The sequence below is a fragment of the Salmonella sp. WC3 genome (assembly GCF_042932255.1).
Taxonomy (GTDB): Bacteria; Pseudomonadota; Gammaproteobacteria; order Enterobacterales; family Enterobacteriaceae; genus Salmonella; species Salmonella enterica.
In genome coordinates this window covers 1,634,802-1,648,919 of the sequence record NZ_CP170629.1, presented here as the reverse complement: position 1 = coordinate 1,648,919, position 14,118 = coordinate 1,634,802, and the positions used below count along the sequence as shown (strand labels likewise).

Below are 14,118 nucleotides of genomic sequence, written 5' to 3'. Positions count from 1 at the left end.
TTAAACCACGATAAAACTGAAGATCCATCAATAAATCCGCGCAATACGTAATCATTTTTCACTAATCAACAATGACGATTGCATTTTTCATTTTTCAGACCGTAATCCCCTTGCGCCTTCCACGCCTTTGCGGCATTTTTTAGTCAAGCAAATACAAAAAGTACGACGCAACAGATTAACGGAGAAGGCTATGTGTTCTATTTTCGGCGTATTCGATATCAAAACAGATGCAGCGGAACTGCGTAAAAAAGCCCTTGAACTGTCACGCCTGATGCGCCATCGCGGCCCGGACTGGTCCGGCATCTACGCTTGCGATAACGCGATTCTCGCACATGAACGCTTGTCGATTGTTGATGTTAACGCTGGCGCCCAGCCCCTGTATAACGCCAGAAAAACCCACGTACTGGCGGTGAACGGTGAAATTTATAACCATCAGACGTTACGCGCGGAGTATGGCGATCGTTACGCGTTCCAGACAGGCTCCGACTGCGAAGTTATTCTCGCGCTGTATCAGGAAAAAGGGCCGGATTTCCTTGACGATTTACAGGGGATGTTCGCCTTCGCCCTGTATGACAGCGAAAAAGACGCTTATCTGATTGGTCGTGACCATATCGGTATTATTCCGCTCTATATGGGCTATGACGAATTCGGCAACTTCTACGTAGCGTCAGAAATGAAAGCGCTGACCCCGGTCTGCCGCACCATTAAAGAGTTCCCGGCGGGCAGCTACCTGTGGAGCAAAGACGGCGAAATTCGTCAGTACTATCAGCGCGACTGGTTTGAGTTCGATGCGGTAAAAGACAACGTTACCGACAAAAACGCGCTGCGCCAGGCGCTGGAAGAATCCGTGAAAAGCCACCTGATGTCCGACGTCCCTTATGGCGTGCTGCTCTCCGGCGGTCTGGACTCGTCGGTTATTTCGGCAATCACCAAAAAATTCGCCGCCCGTCGCGTCGAAGATCAGGAGCGCTCCGAAGCCTGGTGGCCACAGTTGCACTCTTTTGCGGTCGGTCTGGAAGGTTCGCCTGACCTGAAGGCGGCCCAGGAAGTGGCTAACCACCTCGGCACCGTGCACCATGAAATTCACTTCACCGTGCAGGAAGGCCTTGATGCCATTCGTGATGTTATCTACCACATTGAAACCTATGACGTGACCACTATCCGCGCCTCAACGCCGATGTATCTGATGTCGCGTAAGATCAAAGCGATGGGCATCAAAATGGTGCTCTCCGGCGAAGGTTCCGACGAGGTGTTTGGCGGCTACCTGTACTTCCATAAAGCGCCGAACGCCAAAGAGTTACATGAAGAGACGGTCCGTAAGCTACAGGCGCTGCATATGTATGACTGCGCCCGCGCCAACAAAGCGATGTCCGCCTGGGGCGTGGAAGCGCGCGTACCGTTCCTGGATAAAAAATTCCTCGACGTGGCGATGCGTATCAACCCACAGGATAAAATGTGCGGCAACGGCAAGATGGAAAAACACGTGCTGCGCGAGTGCTTCGAGTCTTATCTGCCAGCAAGCGTCGCGTGGCGTCAGAAAGAGCAATTCTCTGACGGCGTAGGTTACAGCTGGATTGATACGCTGAAAGAGGTGGCGGCGAAACAGATTTCCGATCAACAACTGGAAACCGCCCGCTTCCGCTTTCCATACAACACGCCGTCGTCTAAAGAGGCGTACTTGTACCGGGAAATTTTTGAAGAATTGTTCCCGGTGCCGAGCGCCGCGGAATGCGTACCCGGCGGCCCGTCCGTGGCCTGTTCTTCCGCCAAAGCCATTGAGTGGGATGAAGCATTCAAAACGATGGATGACCCGTCAGGCCGCGCGGTCGGCGTGCATCAGTCGGCGTACCAGTAAATTAACGATGACGAAAGAGCCCTTAGGGGCTCTTTTTTTATAGCAAACTACTTTCGGAAAAACGATTAATAACCAATAATTGCCGAATATTGCGCCACGCTGTTCGCAACCTAACCAAACAGACACTTTCCGACGTTTTTCGATGAAAAAGAGGTTGACGCTTCAAGGCTCAATACGCATAATGCGCCCCGCAACGCCGATAAGGTAACGCGAAAAAAAGATGGCTACGTAGCTCAGTTGGTTAGAGCACATCACTCATAATGATGGGGTCACAGGTTCGAATCCCGTCGTAGCCACCATCTTTTTTGCGGGAGTGGCGAAATTGGTAGACGCACCAGATTTAGGTTCTGGCGCCGCAAGGTGTGCGAGTTCAAGTCTCGCCTCCCGCACCATTCACCGATAAGCGTTGTACGGATGGGGTATCGCCAAGCGGTAAGGCACCGGTTTTTGATACCGGCATTCCCTGGTTCGAATCCAGGTACCCCAGCCATCGAAGAAATCATCTGGCTACGTAGCTCAGTTGGTTAGAGCACATCACTCATAATGATGGGGTCACAGGTTCGAATCCCGTCGTAGCCACCATATTCAGAACGCGTCGAGGTATTCGACCGGTTCGAAAATAATTTGTTGGGGTATCGCCAAGCGGTAAGGCACCGGATTCTGATTCCGGCATTCCGAGGTTCGAATCCTCGTACCCCAGCCAGTTTTAAAGACGCTCTGCTAATGAGCGCAAGAAGTACGACAATTGGGGTATCGCCAAGCGGTAAGGCACCGGATTCTGATTCCGGCATTCCGAGGTTCGAATCCTCGTACCCCAGCCACTTTTAAAAAGCTCGCTTCGGCGAGCTTTTTGCTTTTCTGCGTTTATAAATTCCGAAAGAGGTTTCCCCCTCAATGCCCTGCTATCAGTAAAACGCTATGATAAAGCCTTACAGGGAGCGTTCGGTAACCTCACAATGAATTACCAGTTTTGTTGGTATCTCTTTTTGCAGCCATTAACATTTTTTATGGTCGTCTTGCTCTGCGCTTTCACCTTCATTGATATCACGGCCAGCGCCGCCTGGTTGATTATTTTGGGTCTGGTTTACCCCGTGGCAGTGTCAATGAGGCTACATATACTGCACCAGAAAAAGGCGGTCATGCTACGCCAGAATAGTGCGGAATGGATAGTGTATCTGCCAGGGATCCCTGTGCAAGAAAAACAAAGCGCGCTGATTAATGTCGCGTTTTCCTCGAAAACGGCGCTGCGTGGATTCTATATTCGCGCCCTGTCCAGCAAAGTCATTCTTCACATCATCACTTTTTATATTCTGTGGTTTGATGTCCAACATGCAACACTGACGTGGTATCGGATTCTCGCCGCATTAATCACTCTGGCGATTCTTGTAAAATCAATGAGTTCCACATTACTGATGCTACATAAAGTAGTACGTTGCCAATACAACGTATGCACAATTGAAATGGCATCACCTTGGTATGAAATTGATTTCAAAGGGAAATTAGGTTTATGTGCTTTATTTGCAGTAAAGTAAGATGTCAATACGCTTACCCGACCTGCAATTGAGCGTTTTTACAAACCGGGTAAGGCATTCAGCGGGTTACAATCCCAACGCATACTTCAGCGCCTGACGTTTTAGCACGCCTGCGCGCTGCGCCGCCATCAGCCCCATATTGCGTAAAATACGCAGCGGCGGCAGTTCATTGCTGAACCCGGCATAGAACAGATCCATTCCACTTTGCATCATAAAATTATCTGCCATGCGCCGCGTCTGATAGCGTTTCAACACCGAATGGCTGGCCCAGGACTCGCCATAGCTACGGGCACTCGCCAGCACATCAATCAACGCATCAACATCCCGATACCCCAGGTTGACGCCCTGCCCGGCCAGCGGATGAATGGTATGCGCCGCGTCGCCTACCAGCGCCAGCCCCGGTTGCGCATACTGCAACGCGTGACGACGGGTTAGCGGAAACGCGCCCGCCGCGACAGGCATCACCGCCCCCAGACGAGCCGGAAAGTGCTGGTTAATTTCCACCTGCAATTGCGTCATCGATAAACCCTGCAACTGGCGAATACGTGCCGGAGCGTCATACCACACCAGCGACGCCCAATCATCGGACAGCGGCAAAAAGGCGCGCGGCCCCGTTGGCGTAAACTGCTGCCAGGTGCTGTCGCCTGGCGAATTTTCACACTTGACGGTGATAAGCATACACGACTGCGCATATTGCCAGGCATGAATGCCAATTCCCGCCATTTGCCGAACCTGCGAATTCGCGCCGTCGGCGCCAATCACTAACTTCGGCGTTACCCATTCGCCGTCGGCCAGTTCCAGCGCATAACCATCGTGGCGGCGGTGCAATGCCGCCAGTGAAGCCGGAACGCGCAGCGTCACGCCGGGGTGCGCTTCCAGCGCCTGCCACAGCGCCTGTTGCAGGACGTTGTTCTCTACCATATAGCCTAACAGCGGCAGCTTGAGTTCAGCGGCGTCGAACACCACATGGGCGTTTTCCCACTCCCAGGTCTCCAGTCGCCGATAAGGATGGCTACGCATCCCCTGCACCGCCTCCCAAACGCCCAGCCCCTTGAGCAGCGCCACGGATGCCGCGCTAATGGCCGAAATCCGCACGTCAGGCTGGCTGTCAGCCACAAACGGCGCAGGCGCGGCATGTTCTATTACCATCACCGTAAACCCTTGCTGCGCCAGACCCAGCGCCAGCGCGCCGCCGACCATTCCCCCGCCGACAATGGCAATTTCCGTTGGTTGATTTGTCATGGTCATTCATCCTGTTACGTTTTAGACAAGTTTACAGGATTTTTTACCCATTAGGGCTGACGTCAGTCATACTGGTCACAACCGCGCCAAAGCATTACACTATGCGCCCTGCTTTTCAGCCACTATTTCGCAAGAGCAAGTCGATGACTAAAAAACTCCATATTAAAACCTGGGGCTGTCAGATGAACGAGTACGATTCATCGAAGATGGCCGATCTGCTGGACGCCACCCACGGCTATCAACTGACCGACGTGGCGGAAGAGGCGGATGTGCTGCTGTTGAATACCTGCTCAATCCGCGAGAAGGCTCAGGAAAAAGTCTTCCATCAATTAGGTCGCTGGAGACTGTTAAAAGAGAAAAATCCCGATCTGATTATCGGCGTCGGCGGCTGCGTGGCTTCCCAGGAAGGCGAGCACATTCGTCAACGCGCCCATTACGTCGACATTATTTTTGGCCCGCAAACCTTACACCGCCTGCCGGAGATGATTAACTCCGTGCGTGGCGACCGCAGCCCGGTGGTCGATATCAGCTTCCCGGAAATCGAGAAGTTCGACCGTTTGCCGGAACCGCGCGCAGAAGGCCCGACCGCGTTTGTTTCTATCATGGAAGGCTGCAATAAATATTGTACTTACTGCGTGGTGCCGTATACCCGCGGTGAAGAAGTCAGCCGTCCCTCAGACGATATCCTGTTCGAAATCGCCCAGCTAGCGGCGCAGGGCGTGCGTGAGGTCAACCTGCTGGGCCAGAACGTTAACGCCTGGCGCGGAGAAAACTACGACGGCACCACCGGCACCTTTGCCGATCTGCTGCGTCTGGTTGCCGCCATCGACGGCATTGACCGTATTCGCTTTACCACCAGCCATCCGATTGAGTTCACCGACGATATTATCGAGGTGTACCGCGATACGCCGGAGCTGGTCAGTTTCCTGCATCTGCCGGTACAGAGCGGTTCCGATCGCGTGTTGAATCTGATGGGGCGCACCCACACTGCGCTGGAATATAAAGCAATCATCCGTAAACTGCGCGCGGCGCGGCCGGACATTCAGATAAGCTCTGACTTTATCGTCGGTTTCCCAGGCGAAACTACCGATGATTTCGAAAAAACCATGAAGCTTATCGCTGACGTCAACTTTGATATGAGCTACAGCTTTATCTTCTCTGCGCGTCCGGGAACGCCGGCTGCCGATATGGTTGATGACGTACCGGAAGAAGAGAAGAAGCAGCGTCTGTATATTCTGCAAGAGCGTATCAATCAGCAGGCGATGGCATGGAGCCGCCGTATGCTCGGCACGACACAGCGCATTCTGGTGGAAGGCACGTCACGTAAAAACATTATGGAACTGTCTGGCCGTACCGAAAACAATCGGGTGGTGAACTTTGAAGGCACGCCGGAGATGATTGGTAAGTTTGTCGATGTGGAAATTACTGACGTCTATCCGAACTCCCTGCGCGGAAAAGTGGTGCGTACCGAAGATGAAATGGGTCTGCGCGTCGCCGAAACGCCGGAGTCCGTCATTGCCCGTACCCGTAAAGAAAATGAGCTGGGCGTAGGATTCTACCAGCCTTAATCCTGCAGGAAAGGCAATAATGCCCGATGGCGCTACGCCTGTCGGGCTTCCTGGTCATGGCCTGTCGCCCGACGGGCCTTGCAATTTTCCCTCTTCATCCCCATCTTCATTGCAATGCTTGCGCCTTTTCCCTATGGCGTGAATAATTTCCTTAGATGCCGGTAAATGTTCAGCGTCCGGCGATACAGACACAAGAGGAACAGTTTGAATATAGACACTCGCGAAATTACCCTTGAGCCCGCAGACAACGCCCGTCTGTTGAGCCTTTGCGGGCCGTTTGATGACAATATTAAACAGCTCGAACGTCGTCTCGGTATTGAAATCAACCGCCGTGACAATCACTTTAAACTGACCGGTCGTCCGATTTGCGTGACCGCGGCGACAGATATTTTGCGAAGTCTGTATGTCGATACCGCACCGATGCGCGGCCAGACTCAGGATATCGAACCGGAACAAATTCATCTGGCGATCAAAGAAGCGCGGGTGCTGGAACAGAGCGCGGAAAGCGTGCCTGACTATGGCAAAGCGATCAATATCAAAACCAAGCGCGGCGTGATTAAACCGCGTACCCCGAACCAGGCGCAGTACATCGCCAATATTCTCGATCATGATATTACCTTTGGCGTCGGCCCGGCGGGTACCGGTAAAACTTATCTTGCGGTCGCCGCTGCGGTAGACGCCCTGGAGCGTCAGGAGATTCGCCGTATTCTGCTGACCCGTCCGGCGGTGGAAGCGGGCGAAAAACTCGGCTTTCTGCCAGGCGATTTAAGTCAGAAGGTGGACCCATACCTGCGTCCGCTGTATGACGCGCTGTTCGAAATGCTCGGCTTTGAAAAAGTCGAGAAGCTGATTGAACGCAATGTGATTGAAGTCGCGCCGCTGGCCTATATGCGCGGACGCACATTAAACGACGCCTTTATCATTCTGGATGAAAGCCAGAACACCACTATCGAACAGATGAAGATGTTCCTGACGCGTATCGGCTTTAACTCGAAAGCGGTGATCACCGGCGACGTGACGCAGATTGACCTGCCACGCAACACCAAATCCGGCTTGCGTCATGCCATTGAAGTGCTGGCGGAAGTCGATGAAATCAGTTTCAACTTCTTCCACAGCGAAGACGTGGTGCGCCATCCGGTCGTTGCCCGCATTGTGAACGCCTATGAAGCCTGGGAAGAGGCAGAACAAAAACGAAAAGCGGCGTTGGCGGCGGAGCGTAAGCGTGAAGCCCAGGAGCAGGAACAGAAATGAGCCAGGTGATCCTCGATTTACAGTTGGCCTGTGAAAACCACGCGGGCCTGCCGGATGAAGCTCAGTTTCAACGCTGGCTGGACGGCGTTATTCCGCAGTTTCAGGAAGAGGCGGAAGTCACAATCCGTCTGGTGGATGAGGCCGAAAGCCACGACCTTAATTTGACGTACCGCGGGAAAGATAAACCCACTAATGTTCTCTCCTTCCCGTTTGAAGCGCCCCCCGGCATTGAAATGCCGCTACTGGGCGATCTGATTATTTGCCGTCAGGTCGTGGAGCAGGAAGCGCAGGAACAGAGCAAGCCGCTGGAGGCGCACTGGGCGCACATGGTCGTGCACGGTAGCCTGCATTTGCTGGGTTACGATCATATCGACGATGACGAAGCGGAAGAGATGGAGTCTCTCGAAACGGAGATTATGCTTGCTATGGGCTATGAGGATCCGTACATTGCCGAGAAGATTGCAGAATAGTAGCTTGCCGGATGGCGGCGCTTGCGCCTTATCCGGCCTACATTCATGCCTTTTGTAGGCCTGATAAGCGTAGCGCCATCAGGCAAAACATGCCGTCACAGCTGAGTATACGCATGACGAGCTTTGTATTAACTAACATGAGAACCCATACGACGCCATGAGCGACGACAATTCACACAGTAGTGACACAGTAAACAGTAAAAAGGGATTTTTTTCCCTGCTACTCAGCCAGCTTTTCCACGGTGAACCTAAAAACCGTGATGAGTTGCTGGCGCTGATCCGTGATTCCGGGCAGAACGAGCTTATCGATGAAGATACGCGCGATATGCTCGAAGGCGTAATGGACATCGCCGACCAGCGCGTTCGCGATATTATGATCCCGCGCTCCCAGATGATTACCCTGAAACGCAACCAGACGCTGGACGAATGTCTCGATGTTATCATCGAGTCCGCCCACTCGCGTTTTCCGGTGATCAGCGAAGATAAAGATCACATTGAAGGGATTCTGATGGCCAAAGATTTGCTGCCGTTTATGCGCAGCGATGCCGAAGCCTTCAGCATGGACAAAGTGTTACGCCCCGCGGTTGTCGTACCGGAAAGCAAACGGGTTGACCGTATGCTCAAGGAATTCCGCTCCCAGCGCTACCATATGGCGATCGTGATTGATGAGTTTGGCGGCGTTTCCGGCCTGGTAACTATCGAAGACATCCTCGAACTGATTGTCGGTGAAATTGAAGATGAGTATGACGAAGAAGACGATATCGACTTCCGTCAGCTTAGCCGCCATACCTGGACGATTCGCGCGCTGGCGTCGATTGAAGACTTCAATGACGCTTTCGGCACCCACTTCAGCGATGAAGAAGTCGATACCATCGGCGGACTGGTGATGCAGGCATTCGGCCATTTACCGGCCCGCGGCGAAACCATTGACATTGATGGTTACCAGTTCAAAGTGGCGATGGCCGATAGTCGTCGTATTATTCAGGTGCATGTCAGGATCCCGGATGACTCGCCCCAGCCAAAACTGGACGAATAACAGCAATAGTGGACTAAAAATGGCATTTGCCTCGTTAATTGAACGCCAGCGTATTCGCCTGCTGCTGGCGTTATTATTCGGCGCCTGCGGAACACTGGCTTTCTCTCCGTATGACGTCTGGCCCGCAGCGATAGTGTCGCTTATCGGGCTGCAGGCCTTAACGTTTAATCGCCGCCCGCTCCAGTCTGCCGCCATCGGCTATTGCTGGGGACTCGGACTTTTCGGTAGCGGGATTAACTGGGTTTATGTCAGTATCGCGCAGTTTGGCGGCATGCCGGGCCCGGTTAACGTTTTTCTGGTGGTGCTGCTTGCAGCTTATCTCTCGCTGTATACCGGACTGTTTGCCGGGATTTTGTCGCGCCTGTGGCCAAAAACCAACTGGCTGCGCGTCGCTATCGCCGCGCCTGCAGTATGGCAAATCACCGAATTTTTACGCGGCTGGGTGCTGACCGGCTTCCCCTGGCTGCAATTTGGCTATAGTCAGGTCGATGGCCCGCTAAAAGGCCTGGCGCCGGTAATGGGCGTCGAAGCGATCAACTTCCTGCTGATGATGGTCAGCGGCCTGTTAGCGCTGGCACTGGCGACGCGGAACTGGCGTCCGCTGGCTGTCGCCGTGATTCTGTTTGCTTTGCCCTTTCCGCTACGTTATATCCAGTGGTTTACGCTGGAACCGGCCAAAGCGACCCAGGTATCGCTGGTGCAGGGCGATATCCCGCAGTCGCTGAAGTGGGACGAAAACCAGCTACTGAATACGCTAAAAATTTATCTCAACGAAACTCGCCCAGAGTTAGGCAAATCACAGATTATTATCTGGCCTGAGTCGGCGATTCCGGATCTCGAAATCAATCAGCAGCCTTTCCTTCGTTCGCTGGACGAGATGTTACGCGAAAAAAATAGCACGCTGATCACCGGTATTGTCGATGCGCGTCTCAATAAACAGAATCGATACGACACCTACAATACGATTATTACGTTGGGCAAGGATAATCCATACAGTTATGACTCGCCCAATCGCTACAATAAAAATCACCTTGTGCCCTTTGGCGAGTTCGTTCCGCTGGAGTCTATCCTGCGTCCGCTGGCGCCGTTCTTCGATCTGCCCATGTCCTCCTTTAGCCGCGGCCCTTATATCCAGCCGCAGTTACATGCGCACGACTATAAGCTGACGGCGGCAATCTGTTATGAAATTATTCTTGGCGAGCAGGTGCGAGATAACTTCCGCCCGGACACCGACTACCTGCTGACGATTTCTAACGACGCCTGGTTTGGTAAGTCCATTGGCCCGTGGCAACATTTCCAGATGGCGCGGATGCGTTCGCTGGAGCTGGCGCGTCCGTTACTGCGCAGTACTAATAACGGTATTACGGCGGTGATTGGCCCGCAGGGCGAAATTCAGGCGATGATCCCGCAGTTCACACGCCAGGTACTGACCACCAATGTCACGCCAACCACGGGGTTAACTCCCTATGCCCGTACCGGCAACTGGCCGCTATGGGTACTGACCGCGCTGTTTGCTTTTGGCGCGGTAGTGATGAGTCTGCGACAAAGACGGAAATAATCTCTCCCCAGGCCGGATAGCGCTTCATTTATCCGGCCTGAAAATCCTCCTTTTTCCCTCATTCTGGCACGTCTATTGCTTTGTTAAACATGGCAAACCTGTTCTGGCTGCTTGTGCAACCGGGTCGCACCAAAAACGATCATCGGTAGCACCTGAACGGTGCAATGTAGGATTTTTGCCTCTGAACGGTGCGGCGCACTTCGCAAAAATAAACAATATCGCAGCAAAATATTTACAACAAGCCACGCTAAATGTTAACAAACACACATAACACTGCACGCGCAAGTTGCAGGCAATAACAACATCACAATAGCTATCAATGCGTCGACGGCGCAGATGATAAAGGAGTTGGATATGCAATTACGTAAGCTAACCACAGCAATGCTGGTCATGGGACTGTCTGCGGGCCTTGCGCACGCAGAAGATGGCGCGCCTGCCGCTGGTAGCACCCTGGACAAGATCGCTAAAAATGGCGTGATCGTCGTCGGGCATCGCGAATCTTCTGTGCCCTTTTCTTATTACGACAACCAGCAGAAAGTGGTCGGCTATTCCCAGGACTACTCCAACGCCATTGTGGAAGCGGTAAAAAAGAAACTTAACAAGCCCGATCTGCCGGTGAAGCTGATCCCGATCACCTCGCAAAACCGTATTCCGCTGTTGCAAAACGGAACCTTCGATTTTGAATGTGGTTCAACGACTAACAACCTTGAGCGCCAGAAACAGGCCGCTTTCTCCGATACGATTTTCGTCGTCGGGACGCGACTGCTGACTAAAAAAGGCGGCGATATTAAAGATTTCCCGGATCTGAAAGGCAAAGCGGTCGTCGTCACCTCCGGGACGACCTCTGAAATTCTGCTGCATAAGCTTAACGAAGAGCAAAAGATGGGGATGCGTATTATTAGCGCGAAAGACCACGGTGACTCGTTCCGCACCCTGGAAAGCGGTCGCGCCGTCGCCTTTATGATGGATGACGCGCTGCTGGCCGGCGAGCGCGCCAAAGCCAAGAAACCGGATAACTGGGAGATTGTCGGTAAACCGCAGTCCTAGGAAGCCTACGGCTGTATGCTGCGTAAAAACGACCCTGAGTTTAAAAAGCTGATGGACGATACCATCGCTCAGGCGCAAACCTCCGGCGAAGCGGAAAAGTGGTTTGATAAGTGGTTTAAAAATCCGATCCCACCGAAAAACCTGAACATGAATTTCGAGTTGTCTGACGAGATGAAAGCCCTGTTCAAAGCACCGAATGATAAAGCGCTTAACTAACTAAAACTAAATGGGACGGGACTCCTGTCCTCTCGATTGTCGCTCAGCACGGACAGACTATAAGCCTGATGGTCGTTCCCCATCGGGCCTGAAACCGCAGATCGCCGGGCAACAATCTTCGAGGGTAGCGCTGCTACCCTTTTTTTCGGAGTAGATGTATGTCAATAGACTGGAACTGGGGTATTTTTTTACAGGAAGCCCCCTTCGGCAATACCACCTATCTCGGCTGGCTATGGAGTGGTTTTCAGGTCACCGTAGCCCTTTCGATTACCGCCTGGATTATCGCTTTCCTGGTAGGATCTATTTTCGGCATTTTACGTACCGTTCCCAACCGTTTCCTCTCCGGACTGGGCACATTGTACGTAGAACTGTTCCGCAACGTGCCGCTGATCGTGCAATTCTTCACCTGGTACCTGGTGGTGCCTGAACTGTTGCCGGAAGATCTTGGCATGTGGTTTAAGGCGGAACTCGATCCCAATATTCAGTTTTTCCTCTCCTCAATGATCTGTCTGGGACTGTTTACCGCCGCCCGCGTTTGCGAACAGGTGCGCGCCGCGATTCAGTCTCTGCCTCGCGGGCAGAAGAACGCGGCGCTGGCGATGGGGCTAACGCTGCCGCAGGCTTATCGCTATGTCCTGCTGCCGAATGCCTATCGCGTTATCGTGCCGCCAATGACGTCAGAGATGATGAACCTGGTGAAAAACTCGGCTATTGCCTCAACCATCGGCCTGGTGGATATGGCGGCGCAGGCAGGCAAACTGTTGGATTACTCGGCGCACGCCTGGGAATCCTTCACCGCCATTACGCTGGCCTATGTGCTGATTAACGCCGTTATCATGCTGGTCATGAGCCTGGTTGAACGCAAAGTCCGCCTGCCGGGCAACGTGGGGAGCAAATAATGTACGAATTTGACTGGAGTTCGATTATCCCCTCACTGCCTTACCTGCTGGCCGGGTTGGTCATCACGCTGAAGATCACCGTCACCGCCGTTGTCGTGGGGATAGTCTGGGGAACCATTCTGGCCGTCATGCGCCTCTCAAGCTTTGCCCCTATCGCCTGGTTTGCTAAAGCGTATGTTAACGTTTTCCGTTCCATCCCGTTGGTGATGGTGCTGCTGTGGTTCTATCTGATTGTACCCGGCTTTCTGCAAAACGTGCTGGGACTATCGCCGAAAACCGATATCCGCCTGATCTCCGCGATGGTGGCATTCTCCATGTTTGAAGCGGCCTACTATTCCGAGATTATTCGCGCCGGTATTCAAAGTATTTCCCGCGGGCAGTCCAGCGCCGCGCTGGCGTTGGGGATGACCCACTGGCAGTCGATGAAGCTCATTATTCTGCCGCAGGCGTTTCGGGCGATGGTGCCGCTGTTGCTTACGCAGGGCATCGTGCTATTTCAGGACACCTCTTTAGTTTATGTACTCAGCCTAGCGGACTTCTTCCGCACCGCGTCGACTATCGGCGAGCGTGACGGTACTCAGGTCGAAATGATTCTGTTCGCCGGCGCCGTTTATTTTGTTATCAGCCTGAGCGCGTCGTTGCTGGTCAGCTATTTGAAGAAAAGGACAGTTTAATGATTACCCTGAAAAATGTTTCAAAATGGTATGGTCACTTTCAGGTGCTGACCGATTGTTCAACAGAAGTGAAAAAAGGTGAGGTGGTGGTAGTCTGCGGGCCATCGGGTTCCGGTAAATCCACGCTGATTAAGACCGTCAATGGTCTGGAACCGGTGCAAAAAGGCGAAATTACCGTTAACGGCATTATAGTGAACGACAAAAAAACCGATCTGGCGAAACTGCGTTCCCGCGTAGGCATGGTATTCCAGCACTTCGAACTGTTTCCCCACCTGTCGATCATCGAAAACCTGACGCTGGCGCAGGTGAAAGTGCTGAAACGCGATAAGGCCGCCGCCCGCGATAAAGGCCTGAAGCTGCTGGAGCGCGTTGGCCTGTCTGCGCATGCCAACAAGTTCCCGGCGCAGCTTTCCGGCGGCCAGCAGCAGCGCGTGGCGATCGCCCGCGCGCTGTGTATGGACCCCATTGCCATGTTATTCGATGAACCGACTTCCGCACTCGATCCGGAAATGATCAACGAGGTACTGGACGTGATGGTCGAACTGGCGAACGAAGGGATGACCATGATGGTGGTGACGCACGAAATGGGCTTTGCCCGTAAAGTGGCTAACCGGGTGATCTTTATGGATGAAGGTAAAATCGTCGAAGATTCGCCAAAAGAGGAGTTCTTCGCTAACCCCAGTTCCGATCGCGCAAAAGACTTCCTTGCGAAAATCCTGCACTAATCTTCCCGGCGCGCACGTCAGAGTGCGCGCTATCTCACGCTTTAC

11 protein-coding genes, 6 tRNA genes and 1 pseudogene are annotated in these 14,118 nt (G+C 53.1%); 17 read left to right on the top strand and 1 reads right to left on the bottom strand.

What is annotated here, in order from left to right; translation table 11 throughout:
* Nucleotides 1-190: 190 nt before the first annotated feature.
* From asnB to ACFK9X_RS07735, 8 genes are all read left to right on the top strand, one after another.
* Nucleotides 191-1,855: an asparagine synthase B gene (gene asnB, locus ACFK9X_RS07770; protein WP_000337041.1), complete on the top strand. Its 1,665-nt coding sequence runs from the start codon at nucleotides 191-193 to the stop codon at nucleotides 1,853-1,855.
* 222 nt (nucleotides 1,856-2,077) lie between these two features.
* Nucleotides 2,078-2,154, top strand: a tRNA-Met gene (locus tag ACFK9X_RS07765).
* 8 nt (nucleotides 2,155-2,162) lie between these two features.
* Nucleotides 2,163-2,247, top strand: a tRNA-Leu gene (locus ACFK9X_RS07760).
* Nucleotides 2,248-2,270: 23 nt separating this feature from the next.
* Nucleotides 2,271-2,345: transfer RNA gene (locus ACFK9X_RS07755), tRNA-Gln, on the top strand.
* Between the two features lie 15 nt (nucleotides 2,346-2,360).
* A tRNA-Met gene (locus tag ACFK9X_RS07750) sits at nucleotides 2,361-2,437 on the top strand.
* A gap of 46 nt (nucleotides 2,438-2,483) precedes the next feature.
* Nucleotides 2,484-2,558 (top strand) — tRNA-Gln (locus tag ACFK9X_RS07745).
* A 43-nt stretch (nucleotides 2,559-2,601) separates the two neighbouring features.
* A tRNA-Gln gene (locus ACFK9X_RS07740) sits at nucleotides 2,602-2,676 on the top strand.
* 135 nt (nucleotides 2,677-2,811) lie between these two features.
* Entirely contained in the window at nucleotides 2,812-3,387 is a 576-nt protein-coding gene (locus ACFK9X_RS07735; RefSeq protein WP_001109072.1) for a membrane protein, read from the top strand.
* 66 nt (nucleotides 3,388-3,453) lie between these two features.
* Here ACFK9X_RS07735 and ubiF read toward each other — a convergent pair whose 3' ends face one another.
* Nucleotides 3,454-4,629 carry a 3-demethoxyubiquinol 3-hydroxylase gene (ubiF, locus tag ACFK9X_RS07730; protein WP_151116055.1) on the bottom strand — a complete coding sequence of 392 codons (1,176 nt, stop codon included), beginning with the start codon at nucleotides 4,627-4,629 and terminating at the stop codon, nucleotides 3,454-3,456.
* A 143-nt stretch (nucleotides 4,630-4,772) separates the two neighbouring features.
* Between ubiF and miaB the strand changes: the two genes are divergently transcribed.
* The 9 genes and pseudogenes from miaB (at nucleotide 4,773) to gltL (ending at nucleotide 14,073) form a co-directional block, all read left to right on the top strand.
* On the top strand, nucleotides 4,773-6,197 hold the full coding sequence (miaB, locus tag ACFK9X_RS07725) for a tRNA (N6-isopentenyl adenosine(37)-C2)-methylthiotransferase MiaB (protein WP_001519200.1): 1,425 nt from the start codon (nucleotides 4,773-4,775) through the stop codon (nucleotides 6,195-6,197).
* A gap of 204 nt (nucleotides 6,198-6,401) precedes the next feature.
* Nucleotides 6,402-7,448 carry a PhoH family protein gene (locus ACFK9X_RS07720; protein ID WP_001018045.1) on the top strand — a complete coding sequence of 349 codons (1,047 nt, stop codon included), beginning with the start codon at nucleotides 6,402-6,404 and terminating at the stop codon, nucleotides 7,446-7,448.
* The gene (gene ybeY / locus ACFK9X_RS07715; RefSeq protein WP_000084477.1) at nucleotides 7,445-7,918 is read left to right on the top strand and encodes an rRNA maturation RNase YbeY; all 474 of its coding nucleotides are present in this window, start codon (nucleotides 7,445-7,447) and stop codon (nucleotides 7,916-7,918) included. The genes ACFK9X_RS07720 and ybeY overlap by 4 nt, the downstream gene beginning before the upstream one ends.
* 157 nt (nucleotides 7,919-8,075) lie before the next feature.
* A complete protein-coding gene (corC, locus tag ACFK9X_RS07710; RefSeq protein ID WP_001278612.1) occupies nucleotides 8,076-8,954 on the top strand; it encodes a CNNM family magnesium/cobalt transport protein CorC in 879 nt (292 codons plus the stop codon).
* Between the two features lie 19 nt (nucleotides 8,955-8,973).
* Nucleotides 8,974-10,512: an apolipoprotein N-acyltransferase gene (gene lnt / locus ACFK9X_RS07705; RefSeq protein WP_000853075.1), complete on the top strand. Its 1,539-nt coding sequence runs from the start codon at nucleotides 8,974-8,976 to the stop codon at nucleotides 10,510-10,512.
* Between the two features lie 354 nt (nucleotides 10,513-10,866).
* A pseudogene (locus tag ACFK9X_RS07700) lies at nucleotides 10,867-11,775 on the top strand (amino acid ABC transporter substrate-binding protein).
* A 158-nt stretch (nucleotides 11,776-11,933) separates the two neighbouring features.
* Nucleotides 11,934-12,674, top strand: a complete 741-nt coding sequence (gene gltJ, locus ACFK9X_RS07695; RefSeq protein WP_000020930.1) for a glutamate/aspartate ABC transporter permease GltJ — start codon at nucleotides 11,934-11,936, stop codon at nucleotides 12,672-12,674.
* The gene (gltK, locus tag ACFK9X_RS07690; protein WP_000272799.1) at nucleotides 12,674-13,348 is read left to right on the top strand and encodes a glutamate/aspartate ABC transporter permease GltK; all 675 of its coding nucleotides are present in this window, start codon (nucleotides 12,674-12,676) and stop codon (nucleotides 13,346-13,348) included. The genes gltJ and gltK overlap by 1 nt, the downstream gene beginning before the upstream one ends.
* A complete protein-coding gene (gene gltL / locus ACFK9X_RS07685) occupies nucleotides 13,348-14,073 on the top strand; it encodes a glutamate/aspartate ABC transporter ATP-binding protein GltL (protein ID WP_000631369.1) in 726 nt (241 codons plus the stop codon). The genes gltK and gltL overlap by 1 nt, the downstream gene beginning before the upstream one ends.
* The last annotated feature ends 45 nt before the right edge of the window (nucleotides 14,074-14,118 follow it).

Bases quoted from the DNA above. Each gene is read 5' to 3' on its own strand.
- ybeY (WP_000084477.1), top strand. From the start codon at position 7,445: ATGAGCCAGGTGATCCTCGATTTACAGTTGGCCTGTGAAAACCACGCG.
- gltJ (WP_000020930.1), top strand. From the start codon at position 11,934: ATGTCAATAGACTGGAACTGGGGTATTTTTTTACAGGAAGCCCCCTTC.
- corC (WP_001278612.1), top strand. From the start codon at position 8,076: ATGAGCGACGACAATTCACACAGTAGTGACACAGTAAACAGTAAAAAG.
- asnB (WP_000337041.1), top strand. From the start codon at position 191: ATGTGTTCTATTTTCGGCGTATTCGATATCAAAACAGATGCAGCGGAA.
- ACFK9X_RS07735 (WP_001109072.1), top strand. From the start codon at position 2,812: ATGAATTACCAGTTTTGTTGGTATCTCTTTTTGCAGCCATTAACATTT.
- ubiF (WP_151116055.1), bottom strand. From the start codon at position 4,629: ATGACAAATCAACCAACGGAAATTGCCATTGTCGGCGGGGGAATGGTC.
- gltK (WP_000272799.1), top strand. From the start codon at position 12,674: ATGTACGAATTTGACTGGAGTTCGATTATCCCCTCACTGCCTTACCTG.
- lnt (WP_000853075.1), top strand. From the start codon at position 8,974: ATGGCATTTGCCTCGTTAATTGAACGCCAGCGTATTCGCCTGCTGCTG.
- miaB (WP_001519200.1), top strand. From the start codon at position 4,773: ATGACTAAAAAACTCCATATTAAAACCTGGGGCTGTCAGATGAACGAG.
- gltL (WP_000631369.1), top strand. From the start codon at position 13,348: ATGATTACCCTGAAAAATGTTTCAAAATGGTATGGTCACTTTCAGGTG.